Genomic DNA, 20,292 nt, shown 5'->3' with positions numbered 1-20,292 from the left:
CGGGGCGGCTCATTTCGGCGCCAGCTCCTTGCCGACGCCCTTGTTGACGAATTGCAGCGTGTAGGATTTGGCGATGTCGATGCCGGGCTCCAGTACTTTGGCCTTCACCATCGTGTCGTAGAACCCCTTCATCCGCGCATCGGTCATGGCGCCGATGCCGAGCGAGGCCGTATCACCGGAATCGACGATGCCGTATTCCTTCATCCTGGCGATGGTGAAGGCGATCATGGCATCGGTGATTTCGGGGTTGTCCTGCTTGATCAGGGCATTGGCCTTGGCATTGTCGCCGTAGAGATAATTGTACCAACCGATGATCGAGGCATCGACGAAGCGCTGCACCAGATCGGGGTTCTGCTTCACCAGCTCGTTGCGCGTCTCAATGGTGGTTGCGTAGGTCTGGAAGCCGTAATCGGCGAGGAGGAAGAGCGTCGGCTTGAACCCGCCCTGCTGCTCCACCGCATAGGGCTCGGAGGTGATGTAGCCCTGCATGGCGCTGTTCTTGTCCACGAGGAACGGCGCCGCGTTGAAGGTGTAGGGCTTCACTTGGTCTTCGCTGAACCCGTAGGCATCGACAAGCCATTGATAATAGCTTGCCAGCCCTTCCTTGGAGATGAAAAGGGTCCGCGTCTTCAGCTGCTCGAAGGCGGTGACATCCGGATGGGCGATCAGGACCTGCGGGTCCTTCTGGAACATGGCGGCTACCACCTGGGTGGGGATTTCTTCGACCACCGAGGAAATCGCCTGCAGCATGTTGCCGCCCATGTAGAAGTCGATCTTGCCGACCGGCAGCAGCAGCCGGTTATTGGCCTGCGGTCCGCCCGGCAGGATGGTGACGTTCAGCCCGTATTTGGCATAGGTGCCGTCCGCAAACGCCTGGTAGAAACCGCCATGCTCGGCCTGGGCCACCCAGTTTGTGCCGAACGTCACCTTGTCGGCCGCCCGTGCCGGAGCAGTGGGCAGCAGGGTGGCGGCGACCAGCGCACAGAGCGCGGCGAGGGGGAAGAGGCAACGCAAGCGCGACAGACGCGGGCGCATCGAAATCTCCATCCGACTAAAAAGGGCGGTGCGTGACGAAACCCATGCCCTCATGATAGGCGAGCTTAATCGTCATGCACATATGCTGCGGCGATTAGACTGTGCATGCGCAGCATCGGCCGGCAACAGCCCGGCCGGCCAAACCCGAGAACGCCGCCAATGCTCCGCCATCTCGTGCCGCCCACCATCCGCCCGCCCTTCGCCCGCTACAGCCACGCCGTCGAGATTTCCGCAGGGGCGCGGCTGCTGCTGGTTTCCGGCCAGCTCGGCATTTCGGTGGAAGACGTCATCCCCGAGAGCGTGGAAGCGCAGGCGGCCCTCTGCTTCGCCGCCATCGCCGCCTGTCTTGGTGAGGCGGGAATGGCGCGCGAGGATATCGTGCGGCTGAACGCCTACGTCACCGACCGCGCCCATCTGCCCGGCTACATGGCGGCGCGCGACCGCTTCATCGCCGATCCGCCGCCGGCCTCGACGCTGATGATCGTCTCCGGCTTCGCTCGGCCGGAGTTCAAGGTGGAGATCGAGGCGCTAGCCTCGCGGGTGGATTGAACCTAGAACGCGCCCATTCCCACACCGGACTTGCTGCCATGCCTCCCAAACGCTTCTGGACCGAACTGAGCTGGACCGATTTCGCCCAAGGCGACACCGAGAACTGGATCGCCATATTGCCGGTGGCGGCGGTGGAACAGCACGGGCCGCATCTGCCGGTCGGGGTCGATGCCTTCATCGGCGAGGGCTATCTGAATCAAGTGGCGCGCCTGCTGCCCGACGACATTCCTGCCGTGTTCCTGCCCATGCAGGCGATCGGCAAGTCCAACGAGCACATTGATTTTCCCGGCACGCTGACTCTCTCGGCCGAAACGGTGATCCGCGCCTGGACCGAGATCGGCGAAAGCGTCCACCGCGCCGGGGTGCGTAAGCTGGTTCTGGTCAATTCGCATGGCGGCAACGTGCCAATCCTCGACATCGTGGCGCGCGAACTGCGCGCCCGGCTCGGCATGCTGGCGGTGATGGTGTCCTGGCATCGCTTCGGCTACCCCGAGGGGCTGTTCACCGCACAGGAGCGCCAGCACGGCATCCATGCCGGCGGGGTGGAAACGTCGCTCATGCTGGCCTTCCGGCCCGACACGGTGCGGGTTGACGAGGTGCGCGACTTCCCGCCGGTGACGCTCGCTATGGAACAGGAATTTGCCTTCCTGCGCGCCGGCTCGCCGGCCGGCTTCGGCTGGATGGCGCAGGATATCCAGCCCTCGGGCGCGATGGGCGATGCACGCGAGGCGAGCCTCGAGAAGGGGGAGGCCTGCTCGCTTTATGGCGCGCGCGCCTTTGTGGAACTGCTCGCCGACGTGCATCGCTTCGACCTGTCGCGGCTGCCGGCCGGTCCACTCGGCGGGGCGGCTGTCTGATGGAAGGGTCGATCGCCCGCCCGGCTTTCCACAGTCGGTCTCTCGACCTCCCGGCGGCGCGTGCCTATGCCGCGCGGGTGTTGGAGCGTTTCGGCACCTCGCCGGAGAATGCCGCCGTCACGGCCGACGCGTTGATGCGGGCCGAGGCGGACGGGCTCGGCACGCATGGCCTGACCCGGCTGCCGAGCTATGGCGCCATGGCGGCGGCCGGCAAGATCGACGGCCACGCCGTGCCGAAGATGCGCCGCGTCGCGCCCTCCGTGCTGGCGGTGGATGCGGGCAATGGCTTCGCCTATCCCGCCCTTGCGCTTGGCCTGCCGGCGCTCGCCGGGATGGCGCGCGCGAGCGGCATCGCGCTGATGGCGGTGCGGCGCTCAAGTCATTTCGGCGTCGCCGGCCAGCCGGTGGAAGCGCTGGCCCATGAGGGGCTGGTCGGCCTCGCCTTTTCCAATGCTCCGGCCGCCATTGCGCCCTGGGGCGGCAAGCGGCCGGTCTTCGGCACCAACCCCATAGCGTTCGCGACACCGCTGAAGGGTCGCGCGCCGGCTGTGGTGGACCTTTCGGTCGCCAAGGTGGCGCGCGGGAATATTCTTGCCGCCGTGCAGCGCGGCGAGGCCGCCATTCCCGAGGGCTGGGCCCTGGACAGCGAGGGCAATCCGACCACCGATGCCAAGGCCGGGCTCGCCGGCACCATGGTGCCGATGGGCGAGGCCAAGGGCACGGCGCTCGCCTTCGTCATCGAGGTGATGGCGGCGGCATTGACCGCCTCGACCTTCGCCTTAGACGCCCCGAGCTTCTTCGACGGCGATGGGCCGCCGGCGGCGGTCGGCCATGTCGTCATCGCCATAAATCCCGGTGCGGTCGCGGGCGACGCTTATCTCGACCATCTGGAGCGGCTGGCGCTGGCAATCGAAAGCGAGCCAGGCGCGCGGCTGCCGGGCACAAGGCGGCTGTTCAACCGCGAGCGCGCCGCGCGGGAAGGCGTAACGCTTAGCGCGGGCGTGCAGCGGGCGCTGGCGCAGATGGGGTTCGTGGACACCACCGACTGAATCGCAACGGGAGATACAAAAAGGCCCGGGCATGCCCGGGCCTTTCGCGCGTCGCGGTGCCGGACCGGCGCTCCGTTCACTTATAGGCGGCGATCGCCTTGAGGATCAACTCGCGGGCGCGCTCCGGGCCTTCCCAGCCGGCGACCGTGACCGTCTTGCCCTTCTCCAGATCCTTGTAATGGGTGAAGAAGTGGCCGATCTGCTCGATGATCAGTCCCGGGAGGTCTTCGTAGCTTTTGATCTTGGAATGGTAGGGGTAGACCGAGTCCGCCGGCACGGCGAGGATCTTCTCGTCGCCGCCCTTCTCGTCCGTCATCATCAGCACGCCGATCGGCCGGCAGGCAATGACCGAGCCGGCGAGCAGCGGCATCGGCGAGATGACGATCACGTCGATCGGGTCGCCATCGTCACCGAGCGTGTTCGGGACGAAGCCGTAATTGCCGGGGTAGAACATCGGCGTGTGCAGGAAGCGGTCGACGAACAGCGCGCCCGATTCCTTGTCGATCTCGTACTTCACCGGCGCGCCGCCGGCCGGGATTTCGATGATGGCGTGGACTTCGTCAGGCGGGTTGGGCCCGACCGAAATGCGCGAAATATCCATGAATGGGCTCCAACGGCTCCAGGTCGACGGGGCCGGCAAGGCCGGCGGGCACAAAGGCGCCCTCTCATAGGTCGATGCGGGCGCGCCGTCGAGATGTGTCGTCCCATCAATTCGACGGGCAGGCCGCTGCTGCGGCAGGAAGGCGGAAGCGAGGACGCTCCGTCTGTCGCTTGATACAGTATATCTTTCATCTGGACGAGTGGCGCCGATATACAGTATCAATTCCGTCTCTGGAGATTGAGCATGTCCGTCGCCCCCGTCCGCCTGCACGACCACGCCCACGGTTCCGCCCCTTCGGAAGGGCGTGGAACGACAGGAGCCGGCGGGCACGGGCATGCTCATTCTGCAGACCATGATCATGGTCACGGGCACCCGGCCGGCGCGTCTCGCCACCGGCGCCATTCCCACGCGGCGGGCGAACGCCACCCTCCGGCCCGCCCGGGCTTTTCGCTGCTGCGGCTCTCCGCTTTGCAGCGCCTCGCCATCGCCCTGCCGCTGGCGGCAGCGCTCTGGGTACTGGCGCTGGCAGTGATCGGAGTGGGCGCGTGATGGGAAACGTCCTGGCCTTTCGCAACCTCACCCTCGGCTATGACCGCCACCCGGCGGTGCACCATCTCGAGGGCGAGGTGCCCGATGGCGACCTGCTCGCCATTTGCGGGCCGAACGGTGCGGGCAAATCGACCCTGCTCAAGGGTATCGCAGGCGTGCTGACGCCGCTCACCGGCCGCATCGAGGGCCATGTGCCGGCGCGGGAAATCGCCTATCTGCCGCAGGCGGCGGAGGTCGACCGCTCCTTCCCCATCGACGTCTATGACCTCGTCTCCATGGGCCTCTGGCGCCGAGCCGGGCTGTTCGGCGGCATCAACCGCGCCGATCGTGCGCGCATCGAGCAGGCGCTGGCTGCCGTCGGGCTGGAAGGCTTCGAGGCGCGCCCCATCGGCACCCTGTCGGGCGGACAGATGCAGCGCGCGCTGTTCGCCCGTATGCTGCTGCAGGATGCGCGCCTGTTGCTGCTCGACGAGCCCTTCACCGCGCTCGACGCCGGCACCATCACCGATCTCACCGCGCTGGTGAAGCGCTGGAACGGGGAAGGCCGCACCGTCATCGCGGTTCTGCACGATTTCGAGCTGGTGCGCGGGCATTTCCCCCGCACGCTGCTGCTGGCGCGCGAGGCGGTGGCCTGGGGCGCCACTGGGGACGTGCTGACATCGGACAATCTCGCGCAGGCGCGGCGCATGTGCGAGGCCTGGGACGAGGACGCCCCCGCCTGCGCCCCGACTTCGGGGAGGGCGGCGTGATGTATGATTATGTCATCGGGCCGTTCGCCGAGTTCGATTTCATGCGCCGCGCGCTGGTCGGCGTGCTGGCGCTCGGCGTGGGGGCCGGGCCCATCGGCGTGCTGATGATGCTGCGCCGCATGAGCCTTGCCGGCGACGCCATGGCCCATGCCATCCTGCCCGGCGCGGCGGTCGGCTTCCTCGCTGCCGGGCTCAACCTGTTCGCCATGACGGTGGGCGGGCTGGTGGCCGGCTTTGCGGTGGCGCTCGGCGCCGGCGCGGTGGCGCGGGCGACGCAGATGAAGGAAGACGCGGCGTTGGCTGCCTTCTACCTCATCTCGCTGGCACTCGGCGTGCTGTTGGTGTCGCTGCGCGGCTCCAATGTCGACCTGCTGCATGTGTTGTTCGGCACCGTGCTGGCGCTCGACGACGCGACGCTGCTGCTCATCGTGTCGATCTCTAGCCTCACGCTGCTGGCGCTGGCGCTGGCCTGGCGGCCGCTGGTGCTGGAGAGCGTCGATCCCGGCTTCCTGCGCTCGGTGAGCCGGGCCGGGGCGCCCACCCACCTCATCTTCCTGGCGCTGGTGGTGATGAATCTCGTCGGCGGCTTCCATGCGCTGGGCACGCTGCTCGCCGTCGGGTTGATGATGCTGCCGGCCGCCGCCGGTCGCTTCTGGACGCGCGAGCTGACCGCGCTGGTCGGCCTCTCGGTGCTGATCGCCTGTGCCTCCGGCGTGCTGGGGCTGCTGGTGTCCTATCATTCTGGCGTGCCCTCCGGGCCCGCCATCATCCTCGTCGCCGGCGGCGCCTATGCGCTGTCCGTGCTGTTCGGGCCGGTGGGCGGGCTGCTGCCCCGCTTCCTGCCCAACCGCCATCTTGAAGCCTGAGGAGCCCCCCGCATGCTCACCCGCCGCCTCACTCTCGCCGGCGCGCTCGCGCTCGGCCTCGCTCTCCCCGCTGCCGCGCAGGACACCGCGCCGAAAATCCCCGTCGTCGCTTCCTTTTCGATCCTCGGTGATTTCGTGACGCAGGTCGGCGGCGACCGCGTCGAGGTCACGACCCTCGTCGGCCCCAATGGCGACGCCCATGTGTTCCAGCCGGCTCCCGGCGATGCCAAGAAGGTGGCGGGCGCGCAGATCGTCTTCGTAAACGGCCTCGGTTTCGAGGGCTGGATCGACCGGCTGGTGAAGGCGTCCGGCACCAAGGCCGAGATCGTCGTCGCCACCAACGGCATCGCGCCGCGCGCGATGGCCAAGGAGGACGAGGAAGGCCACGACCACGCTTCGCACGACCACGGCAAGGGTGACGAGGAACATGATCATGACGACCATGCCAAGAAGGACGGGCATGACTATGACCACGGGGGGCACGACCATGGCGGCGTCGATCCGCACGCCTGGCAGTCGGTGGCGAATGCGCAGGTCTATGTCGCCAATATCCGCGACGCGCTGATTGCCGCCGATCCCGCAGGCAAGGCGGCCTATGAGGCGAACGCGGCCGCCTACACCGCCCGGCTGCAGGCGCTCGACGCCGAAGTGAAGGCGGCCGTTGCGACCATTCCGGAAAACAACCGCCGCATCATCACCTCGCACGATGCCTTCGGCTATTTCGGAGCCGCCTATGGCGTCGAGTTCATCGCCCCGCAGGGCGTCTCCACCGATTCCGAGGCCTCCGCCAAGGATGTTGCCCGCATCATCCGCCAGATCAAGGCCGCCAAGATCCCGGCCGTGTTCATGGAGAACATCTCCGATCCGCGCCTCGTCAAGCGCATCGCCAAGGAGACCAAGGCCAAGGTCGGCGGCGAGCTTTTTTCCGATGCGCTCTCCGATGACAAAGGCCCGGCCAGCACCTACATCGACATGATGAAAAACAACGTCGCCCAGCTCTCCTCGGCCCTTTCGAGCTGACGCTGGTCTGTCGTCATCCCGCACGGCCGCAGGCCGATCCGGGATCGCTCGGCACCGTTGAACGGAACAAGCGAGCCCGGATCGCCGCGTGGCGGCATCCGGGATGACGCTTTTTAAATGACCACTGGAGTTCACCATGCCCGACGTGGCTTCCACCAAGATTCCCGTCACCGTGCTCACCGGCTATCTCGGTGCCGGCAAGACGACGCTGCTCAACCGCATCCTCTCCGAGCCGCACGGCAAGAAATTCGCCGTCGTCGTGAACGAGTTCGGCGAGATCGGCATCGACAACGACCTCGTGGTGGGCGCCGACGAGGAAGTGTTCGAGATGAACAACGGCTGCATCTGCTGCACCGTGCGCGGAGACCTCATCCGCATCATCGACGGCCTGCTGCGCCGCAAGAACGACTTTGACGGCATCATCATCGAGACCACGGGCCTTGCCGACCCGGCCCCGGTGGCCCAGACCTTCTTCGTCGACGAGACGGTGGGTGCCAAGACCACGCTCGACGCGGTGGTGACGGTGGCCGACGCCAAATGGCTGAAGGACCGGCTGAAGGACGCGCCCGAGGCGAAAAGTCAGATCGCCTTCGCCGACGTGATCCTGCTCAACAAGACCGACCTTGTCACCGAGACCGATCTCAAGGACGTGGAGATGCGGATCCGCGCCATCAACCCGTTCGCCCGCATCCACCGTACCCAGCGCTCCGAGATCGCCATCGACAAGGTGCTGGGACAGGGCGCGTTCGACCTCGACCGCATCCAGGCGATCGACCCCGATTTTCTGGAAGGCGGCCACCGGCATTTTCACGACGAGGAGATGCGCTCCTATTCGTTCTCCTCGGACAAGCCGCTCGACCCGGACAAGTTCTTCCCCTGGATCCAGAACCTGACCCAGACGGAAGGGCCGAACATCCTGCGCTCCAAGGGTATTCTCGCGTTCAAGGACGACCCGGAGCGCTTCGTTTTCCAGGGCGTGCACATGATCCTCGACGGCGACCATCAGCGCCCGTGGCGGGCCGACGAGCCGAAGCTGAGCCGCATCGTGTTCATCGGCCGGCAGCTGGACGCGGCGGCACTGGAAAAGGGTTTTCTCAGCTGCGTGGCGTGAACGGCCGGCACAGGTGCCCGGCGTAAGCGGAGAGGGGCGATGGGGGAGTTCGAGGGTCGTGTCGCGCTGGTGACGTGCGCGGCGCGGGGACTCCGGCGGGTGACCGCGCTCGCCTTCGCGCGCGAAGGCGCCCATGTCGTTATCACCGACATTGACGAGGAGAGCGGGCGCGAGACCCTCGCCCTGGTCGATGGCGCCTGGATCGCGCATTGATCGCCCGCTCTGGGGCGTGACGCGGTCTCCGGCATCGGCTAAGCCTGTGGCCCTTTGCGAACAACGATAGCGTCATGGCCTTGCCCTCCTCCCCTCCGTCTTCCCTCACCTCGAAATTGCGTCCGCTCGACCTCGGCGGCGCGGTGGTTGGCCTGCGCTTCCTCGGCCCGCTGGCCGCCTTCGTGCTGGGCGAGGGCGAGATCGTGCTGGTGGGCGACGACGAAGCCCGGGTGCGGGCGCATCACGGTGCGGTGCTCTCGGTCGCTGGCGACGACAAGCGGATATTGACCGGAGGCGATGACGGCCGTGTGGTGGCGACGCGGGCCGACGGCTCGGCGCAGGTGCTGTTCGAGCAGAAGGGCCGCTGGATCGACCAGGTGGCGGCGGGCGCCGATGGGGCCTTCTCCTTCTCGGCAGGCAAGACGGCCCATTTCCAGCCCGCCAAGGGCGAGGCGAAGTCGCTTGACCTGCCCTCTACCGTGGGCGGGCTCGCCTTCGCGCCGAAGGGCACACGCCTTGCCATCGCCCATTATGGCGGCGTCTCGCTGTGGTTTCCCAACGCGGTCGCCAAGCCGGAAAGGCTGGAGTGGAAGGGTTCGCATCGCGGCGTGATGTGGAGCCCGGACATGCGTTTCGTGGTGACGACCATGCAGGAGGCGGCGCTGCATGGCTGGCGCCTCGCCGACGCCGGCCACATGCGGATGACCGGCTATCCCTCGCGGGTGACGTCGATGGCCTTCACCGCCGGTGGCAAATTCCTCGCCACCTCCGGTTCCAGCGAGGCGATCCTCTGGCCCTTCTCGAGCAAGGAGGGGCCGATGGGCAAGCAGCCCTCCATGCTGGCGCCGCGCGACGTGCGCGTCTGCGCCGTTGCCGCCCATCCGCGCGACGAGGTGATCGCCTGCGGCTATGAGGACGGGCTGGTGCTGATGGTGCGGATTTCGGACGGCGCCGAAATCCTGCTGCGCGCGCCCGACGGTGGCGCCGTCACCGCCCTGGCGTGGCGCGGCGATGGCAGCGCGCTCGCCATCGGCACCGAGAGCGGGATGGGCGGGCTCACCACCTTTTGAGGTTATTTAGTACCGTAAAATGAGGGCTCTGGCCGTCTCCCCTGTTGCACCGGCACCACGCTTGCGCGGGGCATGTCGCCGTCGGGCGAACAAGCGGGCGCGTGTCGCCCAATAGTCACCTGCCTGTCATCCCTCCTCGGTAGCGCGGATATCAGAACGCGATATCCGGGGAACTGACCGCCATGAACCGCCTGTTTTCATCTGCCAGCCCTGCGGCCCTGCTTGCCGCCGGCGCCCTGTTCGTTGTGCCGATTGCCGGGGCTCGCGCCCAATCTTTCACGGTGCCGACCGGCGTGACCGAGACCGCGCCGCAAAGTGTGGCGGGCACGGATAGCGGCGTGATCGCCGAGCGTGGCGCGCTCGACGTCGACGGCACCGCGATCACCTGGAGCGCACCGGCGACGGGAGCGGGTGTCGATCTGCGCAATAACGGCACGATCGCCAGCACCGGCCGGGCGCTCGACACCGCGTCCGATGTAAGCGGTACGCTGACCCTGACCAACAATGGCGACATCACTTCTGGCGACGACACGGTGCGGATCAACGGCGCCTTTGCCGATGGCGAGCTGTACGTCGTCAATACCGGCTCGATGACCGCCACCAGCGGCCAGGTCTTTGATCTCAACAAGGCGACGGCGGAAAGCGCCTATGTGAACATCGACAACAGCGGCACGATCACCGCGCTCGACAACGACGCCATCCGCTTCGGCGCCGGCACCATCGTCCTCACCAATTCGGGGACGATCCAGACGCTGGAGGCCGAGAGCCGCGCCCTGAAGTTCGACGGCGACGAAAATATCGACACGCTGGTCTCGTTCACCCTGATCAACAAGGAAGGCGGGCAGATTCTCGGCCTCGACGACGGCTTCAAATTCGCCGCCGATTCCGACACGTCTGACGCAACGATCTACATCGAGAACCATGGCCTTATCGACGGCGGCATCGGCCAGGCCCTCGACTTCGCCGACCTGACCTCGCCGGACAACAAAATTTCCATCGTCAATTACGGTACGCTTCAGTCCTCCGTCGCCGACGGCATCCGCCCCGGTGCCGGCGCCGTGGTGACCAATCACGGCATCATCCAGTCGACCGACCTCACCAGCGACGGCGACGGCGTTGATTTCCAGGACGCCGGCGGCACCGTGTTCAACAAGGCGACCGGCCAGATCCTCGGTGCCAAGCACGGCGTGACTGGCGACGGCGCGATCGCGGTTCTCAACGAGGCCGGCGGCCTGATCGTCGGTCGCAACGGGTCGGGCATCAATGTCGACAGCTCCGGCGACACGGTAGTCACAGTGGTCAATCACGGCACCATCCGCGGCGAGGTGACGGGCCTCATCGACGATGACGGCGATCCCGATGGCGTGCCGGACGGCGATGGCGACGGCGTCGATGTCGACGGCCAGATATTGTTGAGCAATTACGGCCTGATCCAGGGCACCGGCGCCACCGGCACCAATGATGGCGACCCGAACACGGCCGACGGCATCGCCGCTGGCGGCGGCACGATCATCAATCATGCGGGCGCCGTCATCGAAGCGTTCGACAACTACCCGAATGACGGTCTGGATGATGTCGGCCGCGCCATCCTGATCGACGACAGCTCGCAAGGGGCGGCGCCTTTTGCGACCCAGATCGTCAATGAGGGGATCATCCGCTCCGACGGCACGGCGATCACCCTGATCGGCTCGCAGGACGACACCATCGTCAATACCGGCCTGATCTCCAGCGACAACGACGTCGCGGTCGATATGGGCGGCGGCGACGATCTGTTCGTCTATGTCGACGGCAGCGAGGTCGTCGGCCTCGTCATCGGCAATGACGGCTACAATACCCTCGAACTCGGTGGCCTCGGCACGTTCGACCTGTCGCTGCTCGGCGACGACGCGCAGTACCGCGATTTCAGCACGCTCTTCGTGGATGAGGGCTCCAGCTTCATCGGCATTGGCAGCTCGACCTTCGATGGCGAGGTCCAGATCGACGGCACCTTCGTGCTGAACGGCTCGCTCGGCTCGGCCTCGGTCGGTATCGGCGAGGATGCCGTCCTCGGCGGGAACGCGACCCTGGGCGCTCTCGCCGTCGGCGCCGGCGGCACGGTGTCGCCCGGCAATTCCATCGGCACCGTCACTGTGCTGGGCACCACGACATTCGCGGCCGGCTCGGTCTACGAGGTCGAGTTGAGCGGGCTCGCCTCGGACCAGATCGTTACCGACACCCTCGCCCTCAATGGCGGCACGGTGACACTCTCGGCGATCGGGCCGCTCTATGATGGCACCGTCTACGACATCGTCTCGGCCTCCGCCACGACCACGCCGATGGCGCAGTTCGCGCTTGAGGACCCCGACTTCCTGTTCGTCGATGCCGAACTCGGCCGCGATGACGCTTCGGTGACGCTCACCATTACCCGTAACGAGGTTGCCCTCGCCAGCCTCGCACACACCGCCAACCAGGCGAGCGTCGCCGGCGCTCTCGACCGCGCCGATGGCAGCCTGCTGCAAGGCACGGTGCTCGCCGGCACAGGCGCCCAATCGCAGGCTATCCGCGCCGGCTATGACCTGCTCTCCGGCGAGGTGCATGCCTCGGTCGGCACGACGCTCTACTTCCAGTCGACGCTGGTGGCCGACACGCTGATCGGCCGCCTGCGCCAGACCTCCGCGAGTGGGGCTTCGCCGGCACTGGTGGCGCTCGCCACCGGCGGACCTACTACCGCTTACGCGGCGAAGGCGCCGGAAGCGACGAGCCCCTTCCCGGTCAAGGCCCTGCCCGTGGAGCCGGTGGGTCCGGTCTACGCCGCCTGGGCGCAGGGCTTCGGCCAGTGGAATTCGGCGAACGGCACCGGCAATTCCGCCGATGTCGATTCCTCGCTCGGCGGCTTCCTTGCCGGCGGCGACGTCACCTCCGGCAACTACACCTTCGGTCTGGCGGCCGGCTATGCCTCCGCGACCCTCGATGTCGACGACCGGATGAGCAGCGCCGATGCCGACACGGTGCTCCTCGCCGCCTATGCCGGAGCGAGCTTCGACGCCTTCCGCCTGCGCGGTGGCGCCAGCTATGGCTGGAGCGACATCGACACGACGCGCAGCGTCGCGATGCTCAGCCTGTTCGAGAATCCGCTCGGTTCCTATGACGGCGCGACGGCTAACGTCTTCGTCGAGGCCGCCTATGCGATGGAGGCCGGCGGCATCGCCTTCGAGCCCTTCGCGCAGATGGCATGGAGCTGGATCGATACGGACAGCTTCACCGAGACGGGTGCCTTCACCAGCGGGCTCGCCTCCTCCGGCCTGTCCTATGACGTGCCCTATTCCACGCTTGGCCTGCGCCTCGCCACCACGCTCGCCCTGGGCGAGGGCACGGTGACGCCGCATGCCAGCCTCGCCTGGCGCCATGCCTATGGCGACATCACCCCGGAGCTGGGCATGACCTTCGCCTCCACCGGCATCGCCTTCTCCGTGGCCGGGGCGCCTATTGCCGAGGACAGCTTCCTGTTCGGCGCCGGCGTCGATTTCGCGGTGGGGGAGAACGTGCTGCTCAATATCGGCTATGAGGGGCAGTTCGCCAGCGACGTGAACAGCAACGCGATCAAGGGCGGCTTTACCTACCGCTTCTGAGGTGGCGTGCGGCCGGGCCTGAATGCATCAGGTCCGGCCGCACGCCCCTACCGCCGCGCGGCAAATGGGCTACGCTCACGCATCACAGGAGTTTGCCCCGCATGAAGATCGAGGACGTTCGCCGCACCGCCTATTCCATGCCGCTCACGAGCCCGTCCTACCCGAAGGGGCCCTACAAGTTCTTCAACCGCGAATTCTTCGTCGTCACCTATCGCACCGACATGGCTGCGCTGGAAAAGGTGGTGCCCGAGCCGCTGAAGGTGATCGAGCCGATCGTCAAATACGAGTTCATCCGCATGCCGGATTCGACCGGCTTCGGCGACTATACGGAGACCGGGCAGGTGATCCCCGTCGAGCTGAATGGGGTGAAGGGCGGCTATGTCCACTCCATGTATCTCGACGACGAGGCGCCGATCGCCGGCGGGCGCGAGCTGTGGGGTTTCCCCAAGAAGCTCGCGCGACCCAGCCTGAAGGTTGAGAGCGACACGCTGGTGGGGACGCTGCACTATGGCAGCGTGCTCGTCGCCTCCGCCACCATGGGCTACAAATACGCGGCGCTCGACAAGGCGGCCCTGCATCAATCGCTGCTGGGGCCGAACTGGGTGATCAAGATCATTCCCCATGTCGATGGCACGACGCGGGTGTGCGAACTGGTCGAGTATTATCTCGAAGATATCACCGTGCAGGAGGCGTGGACCGGCCCGGGGGCGCTGGGCCTGTTTCCACATGCGCTGGCCGATGTCGCCAAGCTGCCCGTGCTGGAGGTGATCTCAGCGGCGCATTTCCGCACCGATCTCACCCTCGGCCTCGGCAAGGTGGTGCACGACTATCTGAAGGACTGAGCGGGCGTCATCCCAGTGTCAGTCGCTCAGTAGCCATGAAGCCGAAGAAGAGCGCCAGCCCGAAGGCCAGCAGCATCAGAGCGGCGAGGAATTCCATGCCGCGCAACGCCAGCGCCGCCGTCGAGCCGGAGCGGTTGGCGGCGAGCCGCACGGCCGCGTGCTTGGCGAACACCGCGAGCGCGGCGATGGCGCTTACCGTCAGCGCGGTGCCGACGCCCATGAGCAGCGCCGAGGCGGCGCCGACCCAGAAGATGCCCTGCGCCAGCGCGAAGACCAGAACGAGGATCGCGCCCGAGCAGGGCCGTAGACCTACCGACATCACGGCGCCCCACCATTCGCGCCAGCCATTGCTGCGGGGCAGGTCGTCCGGCGCCAGCATATGGGCGTGGTCGTCGCCGCAGCCGCAATCGGGCCCATGCCGATGCGCCGGGGTACCGCGCCACGCGGAAAGAACGGCGCGGCCCTTGGTCCAGGCCAGCCGCAGGCCGACGACGACGATCAGCCCATAGGCGGCAAGTTCGATGATCGCAACCGCCCGGCTCATCGTGGCGGCGGTGGCGCCGATGATGGCGGCGAGAATGCCCGCGACGAGGATGGCGGTCAGCGCCTGTGCCAGCGCGCTGGCGAAGGCGAGGCCGACGCCGCGCTTCAGCGTCGCCTCGTTGGCGAGCAGGTACGACGAAATCACCGCCTTGCCGTGGCCGGGGCCGGCGGCGTGGAAGACGCCATAGGCAAAGGAGATGCCGCCGAGCAGGAACACGGCGTGCCCGTCCTGTTTCGAGGCGCGCACCGCCGAGGTGAGCAGGCGATAAAATTCGGCCTGCTTGGCGAGGATGAAGCCGGCAATCCCCCCGCTTTCCGGCGCAGCCGGGGCGCCGACGCCGAACGGGCTCTGGGCGAAGGCGGGGTGCAGCAGGAGCGCACCAGCGACCAGCGCCAGAGCGAAGGCCGCAGCCCGCCGGCTCACGAGCATTTCACCGTGACGCGGTTGGCGAATTGCGAGCCGAACTCACTGGCCGAGGTGAGGGCGTTGAAAAAGCCTTCCGAGAGCGTCGTCGAGTTGCCGGTCGCCGCCGGGTCCGGCCGGTGCAGCGTCAGCGCGCAATCGCCCGCATTGCCGGCGAGTTTCACAGGATCGTTGTCGGCGAGCTGGAAGGCGACGAAATAAGTGGGGTCGTACACATCAAGCGCCATCTCCCCTTTCTTCGCCGGGGGTTCCGCGAAGGGCAGGGTGAAGTGCAGGGTCAGCGCCGTGCCGTCATAGGTGAGGGAATAGTCTTTGGGGGGCAGGAACTTGATGTCCTGCTTGCCGCGCTTGGCATAGGTGAAGAAATCGAATTCGTGCAGGGATTCGATGTTCACCTGAGCGAGTTCCTTCAGCGTCTTCTCGCTCGGCTTGCCGTCGGGCGTGGTTTCCAGCCCCTGCAGCGCATAGGTCGAGAACGCCTCGTCGAACTTCCAGTGGTGGCGCACGCCGGAAAGCGTGCCGGCGGGCGTGTAGTCAAGCTCGGAATGCACCTCGACCCATACATGGGGATGGGCGAGCGCGGCGCCGGTGAGGGCCGTGAGAATGACGAGCGTCGCCAGAAGTCGCTGAATCACGTCGGGCCTCTCCGAAGCCGCCAAGGTGACGGACTGGTGGCGGTGGAGTTCGGCGGAATGGTGACGGATTGCACCGCAAACGGCAACGGCCGCCCGGAGGCGGCCGTTCTATAGGTTCACAAGCGCGTGCAGCAAGCGATTGCAGCAAGCGACTGAAGGCAGGTCACGCCGCCTTCCGGGCCTTCGGCTTGATCAGCTTGCGGTTGACCAGCACTTCGGCGATCTGCACCGCGTTCAGCGCCGCGCCCTTGCGCAGATTGTCCGACACGCACCAGAAGGAGAGGCCGTTCTCCACCGTCGCGTCCTCGCGAATGCGCGAGACATAGGTGGCGTCCTCGCCGGCGGCCTCGTAGGGGGTGATGTAGCCACCGGGCTCGCGCTTGTCGATGACGAGCACGCCCGGCGCGTTGCGCAGCGCCTGCGTCGCCTCCTCGGCGGTGATCGGCTTCTCGAACTCGACGTTCACGGCTTCCGAATGCGAGATGAACACCGGCACGCGCACGGCGGTGCAGGTGAGCTTGATCTTGGGGTCGAGGATCTTCTTGGTCTCGACCATCACCTTCCATTCCTCCTTCGTGTAGCCGTCTTCCATGAAGACGTCGATGTGAGGAATGACGTTGAAGGCGATACGCTTGGGAAACTTCTTGGCTTCCACCGGGTCGGAGACGAACACCGCGCGGGTCTGTGCAAACAGTTCGTCCATCGCGTCCTTGCCGGCGCCGGAGACGGACTGATAGGTCGCCACCACCACGCGCTTGATCGTCGCCAGATCGTGCAGCGGCTTGAGAGCCACGACAAGCTGGGCGGTCGAGCAGTTCGGGTTGGCGATGATGTTCTTCTTGGTGAAGCCTGTGATGGCGTCGGCATTCACTTCCGGCACGATCAGCGGCACGTCACTGTCGTAGCGGAAGGCGGAGGAATTATCGATCACCACGCAGCCCTGGCGGCCGATCTTCGGCGACCATTCCTTGGAAACGTCGCCACCGGCCGACATCAGGCAGATGTCTGTGTCGGAAAAGTCGTAATTCTCCAGGGCTTTGCACTTGAGCGTCTTGTCGCCGAAGGAAACCTCGGTGCCGACCGAGCGGCGAGAAGCAAGCGCGACCACCTCGTCGGCGGGAAACCCGCGCTCGGAGAGGATGTCGAGCATTTCGCGGCCCACATTACCCGTGGCACCGACGATGGCGACCTTGTAGCCCATGTGCTGATCTCCTGAAGGCCCTGCCATTCACAGGCTCGGGCGAGCGCGGGCTTTTACGCGATAAGGGACGCAAGGGCAACGGGTGGGAGGAGGGGGCGGGCGAAGGCGTTTTCCTCACCCATACGGACAGGCGCCTGCGGACTGTTCCCGGATCACCATCCTTCGAGGCTCGCTACGCTCGCACCTCAGGATGACGGCGGGCAAGGGGAAGGCAAAGTGGTGTGGTTGATCCTCCTTGGAAGCCCAGCGATGCCGGGCTTCTCGGGGCGACGGTGATGCTCAGATGAGGTCAAGTCTCTGCCGGTCGCTCACAGAGCCACGTCATCCTGAGGCGCGAGCGTAGCGAGCCTCGAAGGATGGTCGCCCAGGCGCGTCACCCTTCCCGCACAGACTGTCGCCGAGCGGCATGACGGAGTGTCTCCCAGTCACTGCAGATGAGGGCTTCCTTCTTGACCCGGGTCCAGCCCTTAATCTGCCGTTCGGCCGCGATGGCGTCGGTGATGCGCTCGAACGCTTCCGACCAGACCAGCGTTACCGGACGTCGCCGAAACGTGTAGCCGGGATAGCTGCCGCTCTCGTGCTCGGCGAGGCGCTTGTCCAATGGGCCGCTGGTCGACCCGACATAGAACGAGCCGTCGGCACAGCGGAGCATGTAGACGAACGCACCCATCGTCGCTCCCGGATGACCATCCTTCGAGGCCCGGCTGCGCCGGGCGCCTCAGGATGACGGTGTGTGGGTGGAAGACAAGAACCCCGCTTCGGCGGCCGTGAGAGCCACGTCATCCTGAGGTGCGAGCGCAGCGAGCCTCGAAGGATGGTCGTTTGGCAACCAGGATCCCCGTTCACCCCTTCGCCGCCATCGTCTCCACCGCGCTGCCGGCGGCCTTCCAGGCGGTGAAACCGCCCTTGAGGTGGCAGACCTTTTCCAGCCCCATCTCCTGCGCCGTCTTTGTCGCCAGCGCCGAGCGCCAGCCGAGCGAGCAGTAGAACACGAAGCGCTTGTCCTGCTGGAAAACCTCCTTGGCGTAGGGGCTTTCCGGGTCGATCCAGAATTCCAGCACGCCGCGCGGGCAGGGGAAGGCGCCAGGGATGGAGCCTTCGCGCTCTCGCTCGCGCGGGTCGCGCAGATCGACGAAGACCACGTCGTCGCGGGCCTGCAGGGCCGCGGCTTCCGCCACCTCGATTCCCGTGACCACGGCCTCGGCTTCCGCCAAAAGCTGCTTGTAGCCCTTCTTCATCGCGGTCACTCCGCGGCGTCGGCTCCGGAGGCCGGGCGCCCGACGCCGAAGCGGCGCTCGACATAGTCCTCGACGATCTTCTTGAAATCCTCGCGCAGGCTCGGGCCCCGCAGGGTCATCGCCTTCTTGCCGTCGAGATAGACCGGGGCGGTGGGAAACTCGCCGGTACCGGGCAGCGAGATGCCGATATCGGCATGCTTGCTCTCGCCCGGGCCGTTGACGATGCAGCCCATGACCGCGACGTTCAGGGTCTCGACGCCGGGATAGTGCTTCTTCCATTCCGGCATGGAGGTGCGGATGAAGTCCTGCACCTCGAAGGCCAGTTCCTGGAAGGTGGTTGAGGTGGTGCGCCCGCAGCCGGGGCAGGCGGCGACCAGCGGCACGAAGGTGCGCAGGCCCATGGTCTGCAGCATTTCCTGCGCCACCGTCACTTCGCGGGTGCGGTCGCCGCCGGGCTCCGGGGTGAGCGAGACGCGGATGGTGTCGCCGATGCCTTGCTGCAAAAGCACGCCCATCGCGGTCGAGGACGCGACGATGCCCTTCGAGCCCATGCCGGCTTCGGTGAGGCCCAGATGCAGCGCATAGTCGGCGCGGCGCGCCAGCTCGGCGTAGACGGTGATGAGATCCTGCACCGCCGAGACCTTGGCGGAGAGGATGATTTTTTCACGCGGGAGTCCGATGTCTTCGGCCAGCGCCGCCGAGAGCAGGGCCGAGCGCACCAGCGCCTCGCGGGTGACCGCGCGCGCCGGCGCCGGGCTCGGCAGCTTCGCGTTCTCGTCCATCAGCGCGGTGAGCAGGTCGTCGTCGAGCGAGCCCCAATTGGCGCCGATGCGCACCGGCTTGGCGTATTTGATTGCCTGCTCGACGATGGTGGCGAAGTGGCGGTCGCGCTTCTGACCGAAGCCAACATTGCCGGGATTGATCCGGTATTTGTCGAGCGCCTGCGCGCAGTCCGGGTACTTCGTCAGCAGCAGATGGCCATTGTAGTGGAAGTCGCCGACGATCGGGGTGTCGAGCCCCATGCGCAGCAGGCGCTCCTTGATTTCGGGCACGGCGGCGGCGGCCTCGTCGCGATCCACCGTGATCCGCACGATTTCCGAGCCGGCGCGGGCGAGTGCCGCGATCTGCCGGGCGGTTCCGTCGGCGTCGGCGGTATCGGTATTGGTCATCGACTGAACGACCACCGGCGCGCCGCCACCCACGGTGACGCTGCCGACCTTCACCGCGACGGTGGCACGGCGCGGGGCAGGGCCGGCGGCTTCGAGATCGGGCGCGACGACGGAGGCGGGGGAGAGGGCGTCCATGGCGTTCATCGTCCGGGGACTGGGGTGCGCAGCGTGCGGCTGGGGTTAAGCCGGTGCGGGCGGTGCGTCAACGGGCGGGGGCTCGGGCGGGAACTCACGGCGTCGTCTCGGCATGGGCGTGAGGGTGGGCCGCCTCCCGCGCGTCGTTTGCGGCCGCATCCGCTCCGGCCGCCGTGCGGCAGCGGGCGCAGGTGCCGGCGATCTCGATGACAGGCGTGCGCGGGGTGAAGCCGGCTGCCCGCGTCGCCCAGGCGAGATCGCGGCCGATAGCGTGCGAGGCGACTTCCGCCGTCACGCCGCAGCCTTCGCAGATGAGGAACACGATGACGTCGTCGGCACCATGCTCGCGCCCGCAGACCAGATAGGCGTTGCGACTCTCGATGCGGTGGGCCAGCCCCTCGCTCACGAGGAAATCCAGCGTCCGGTACACCGACATCGGCGGCGGCTTCTCGCCGGAATTGCCGAGGCGCTCCACCAGATCATAGGCGCCGAGCGGGGTGTGGCTGTCGGCCAGTTCCTCCAGCACACGGCGGCGCAAGGGCGTCAGCCGCGCGCCGCTGCGGGCGCAGCTTTGCTCGAAGCGGGCGATGGCGCCGGCCACGCAGGCGGCATGGTCGTGGTCGTGGCCATCATGGTCATGCCCTTGCGGGCCACCGGGCGGGGGAGAGGTGGTCGACATGCTGCCAATATAAACCTTCCCCGGTCACGGCGCCATGACGGCGCTATCACGCTGCGATCACCCCGCCATCACGCCGGCCGGCCGGGCATGGCGAACGAGTTGGCGCAAAGGTTGATGGTCGCATGCGCTTCGCCCTTGTGAGGCTCTGT

General features: G+C 66.8%; 21 protein-coding genes. 12 read left to right on the top strand and 9 right to left on the bottom strand.

The window, feature by feature from the left end:
• Positions 1-9 precede the first annotated feature (9 nt).
• Positions 10-1,035 carry an ABC transporter substrate-binding protein gene (locus EV667_RS18850; protein WP_131836912.1) on the bottom strand — a complete coding sequence of 342 codons (1,026 nt, stop codon included), beginning with the start codon at positions 1,033-1,035 and terminating at the stop codon, positions 10-12.
• A 159-nt stretch (positions 1,036-1,194) separates the two neighbouring features.
• On the opposite strand from EV667_RS18850, the gene EV667_RS18845 reads away from it, so the two are divergent.
• From EV667_RS18845 to EV667_RS18835, 3 genes are read left to right on the top strand one after another with little or no spacing between them, the layout of a single operon-like run.
• A complete protein-coding gene (locus tag EV667_RS18845; protein ID WP_131836911.1) occupies positions 1,195-1,584 on the top strand; it encodes a RidA family protein in 390 nt (129 codons plus the stop codon).
• 38 nt (positions 1,585-1,622) lie between these two features.
• Positions 1,623-2,441, top strand: coding sequence for a creatininase family protein (locus EV667_RS18840; RefSeq protein ID WP_131836910.1), 819 nt, complete (start codon positions 1,623-1,625; stop codon positions 2,439-2,441).
• Positions 2,441-3,490: an Ldh family oxidoreductase gene (locus tag EV667_RS18835; RefSeq protein WP_131836909.1), complete on the top strand. Its 1,050-nt coding sequence runs from the start codon at positions 2,441-2,443 to the stop codon at positions 3,488-3,490. The genes EV667_RS18840 and EV667_RS18835 overlap by 1 nt, the downstream gene beginning before the upstream one ends.
• Before the next feature lie 76 nt (positions 3,491-3,566).
• Here EV667_RS18835 and ppa read toward each other — a convergent pair whose 3' ends face one another.
• Entirely contained in the window at positions 3,567-4,091 is a 525-nt protein-coding gene (ppa, locus tag EV667_RS18830; RefSeq protein WP_131836908.1) for an inorganic diphosphatase, read from the bottom strand.
• Positions 4,092-4,334: 243 nt separating this feature from the next.
• On the opposite strand from ppa, the gene EV667_RS18825 reads away from it, so the two are divergent.
• The 9 genes from EV667_RS18825 to EV667_RS18785 all read left to right on the top strand — a co-directional run bounded on the left by EV667_RS18825 (position 4,335) and on the right by EV667_RS18785 (position 14,119).
• Entirely contained in the window at positions 4,335-4,640 is a 306-nt protein-coding gene (locus tag EV667_RS18825) for a hypothetical protein (protein ID WP_131836907.1), read from the top strand.
• Positions 4,640-5,389, top strand: coding sequence for a zinc ABC transporter ATP-binding protein AztA (aztA, locus tag EV667_RS18820; protein ID WP_131837087.1), 750 nt, complete (start codon positions 4,640-4,642; stop codon positions 5,387-5,389). The genes EV667_RS18825 and aztA overlap by 1 nt, the downstream gene beginning before the upstream one ends.
• Positions 5,389-6,255: a metal ABC transporter permease gene (locus EV667_RS18815; protein WP_131836906.1), complete on the top strand. Its 867-nt coding sequence runs from the start codon at positions 5,389-5,391 to the stop codon at positions 6,253-6,255. Before aztA ends, EV667_RS18815 begins: the two co-directional genes overlap by 1 nt.
• Before the next feature lie 12 nt (positions 6,256-6,267).
• Positions 6,268-7,275, top strand: a complete 1,008-nt coding sequence (locus tag EV667_RS18810; RefSeq protein WP_131836905.1) for a metal ABC transporter substrate-binding protein — start codon at positions 6,268-6,270, stop codon at positions 7,273-7,275.
• 136 nt (positions 7,276-7,411) lie between these two features.
• Complete coding sequence (locus EV667_RS18805; RefSeq protein ID WP_131836904.1) at positions 7,412-8,386, top strand: CobW family GTP-binding protein; 975 nt, start codon at positions 7,412-7,414, stop codon at positions 8,384-8,386.
• Between the two features lie 39 nt (positions 8,387-8,425).
• Complete coding sequence (locus EV667_RS18800; protein WP_245516265.1) at positions 8,426-8,599, top strand: hypothetical protein; 174 nt, start codon at positions 8,426-8,428, stop codon at positions 8,597-8,599.
• A gap of 74 nt (positions 8,600-8,673) precedes the next feature.
• Positions 8,674-9,669, top strand: a complete 996-nt coding sequence (locus tag EV667_RS18795) for a WD40 repeat domain-containing protein (protein WP_131836903.1) — start codon at positions 8,674-8,676, stop codon at positions 9,667-9,669.
• Positions 9,670-9,851: 182 nt separating this feature from the next.
• On the top strand, positions 9,852-13,277 hold the full coding sequence (locus EV667_RS18790; RefSeq protein ID WP_131836902.1) for an autotransporter family protein: 3,426 nt from the start codon (positions 9,852-9,854) through the stop codon (positions 13,275-13,277).
• A 101-nt stretch (positions 13,278-13,378) separates the two neighbouring features.
• On the top strand, positions 13,379-14,119 hold the full coding sequence (locus EV667_RS18785; RefSeq protein WP_131836901.1) for an acetoacetate decarboxylase: 741 nt from the start codon (positions 13,379-13,381) through the stop codon (positions 14,117-14,119).
• A gap of 7 nt (positions 14,120-14,126) precedes the next feature.
• On the opposite strand, the gene EV667_RS18780 is transcribed toward EV667_RS18785, so the two are convergent.
• From EV667_RS18780 to EV667_RS18750, 7 genes are all read right to left on the bottom strand, one after another.
• Entirely contained in the window at positions 14,127-15,092 is a 966-nt protein-coding gene (locus tag EV667_RS18780; protein WP_131836900.1) for a nickel/cobalt transporter, read from the bottom strand.
• Positions 15,083-15,721, bottom strand: coding sequence for a DUF1007 family protein (locus tag EV667_RS18775; RefSeq protein ID WP_131836899.1), 639 nt, complete (start codon positions 15,719-15,721; stop codon positions 15,083-15,085). The genes EV667_RS18780 and EV667_RS18775 overlap by 10 nt, the downstream gene beginning before the upstream one ends.
• A 163-nt stretch (positions 15,722-15,884) precedes the next feature.
• The gene (locus EV667_RS18770; RefSeq protein ID WP_131836898.1) at positions 15,885-16,922 is read right to left on the bottom strand and encodes an aspartate-semialdehyde dehydrogenase; all 1,038 of its coding nucleotides are present in this window, start codon (positions 16,920-16,922) and stop codon (positions 15,885-15,887) included.
• 373 nt (positions 16,923-17,295) lie between these two features.
• Positions 17,296-17,592 carry a GIY-YIG nuclease family protein gene (locus EV667_RS18765; protein ID WP_131836897.1) on the bottom strand — a complete coding sequence of 99 codons (297 nt, stop codon included), beginning with the start codon at positions 17,590-17,592 and terminating at the stop codon, positions 17,296-17,298.
• A gap of 172 nt (positions 17,593-17,764) precedes the next feature.
• Positions 17,765-18,160 carry a rhodanese-like domain-containing protein gene (locus tag EV667_RS18760; RefSeq protein ID WP_131836896.1) on the bottom strand — a complete coding sequence of 132 codons (396 nt, stop codon included), beginning with the start codon at positions 18,158-18,160 and terminating at the stop codon, positions 17,765-17,767.
• Between the two features lie 5 nt (positions 18,161-18,165).
• Positions 18,166-19,464, bottom strand: coding sequence for a flavodoxin-dependent (E)-4-hydroxy-3-methylbut-2-enyl-diphosphate synthase (ispG, locus tag EV667_RS18755; RefSeq protein WP_131836895.1), 1,299 nt, complete (start codon positions 19,462-19,464; stop codon positions 18,166-18,168).
• 94 nt (positions 19,465-19,558) lie between these two features.
• The gene (locus EV667_RS18750) at positions 19,559-20,143 is read right to left on the bottom strand and encodes a Fur family transcriptional regulator (RefSeq protein ID WP_131836894.1); all 585 of its coding nucleotides are present in this window, start codon (positions 20,141-20,143) and stop codon (positions 19,559-19,561) included.
• Positions 20,144-20,292: the final 149 nt, after the last annotated feature.

Origin of the sequence: Ancylobacter aquaticus (genome assembly GCF_004339465.1) — a bacterium.
In the GTDB taxonomy this organism is placed as follows: domain Bacteria; phylum Pseudomonadota; class Alphaproteobacteria; order Rhizobiales; family Xanthobacteraceae; genus Ancylobacter; species Ancylobacter aquaticus.
Note: the sequence above shows the minus strand (reverse complement) of the source record. Positions and strands in the feature narration are given on the sequence as shown.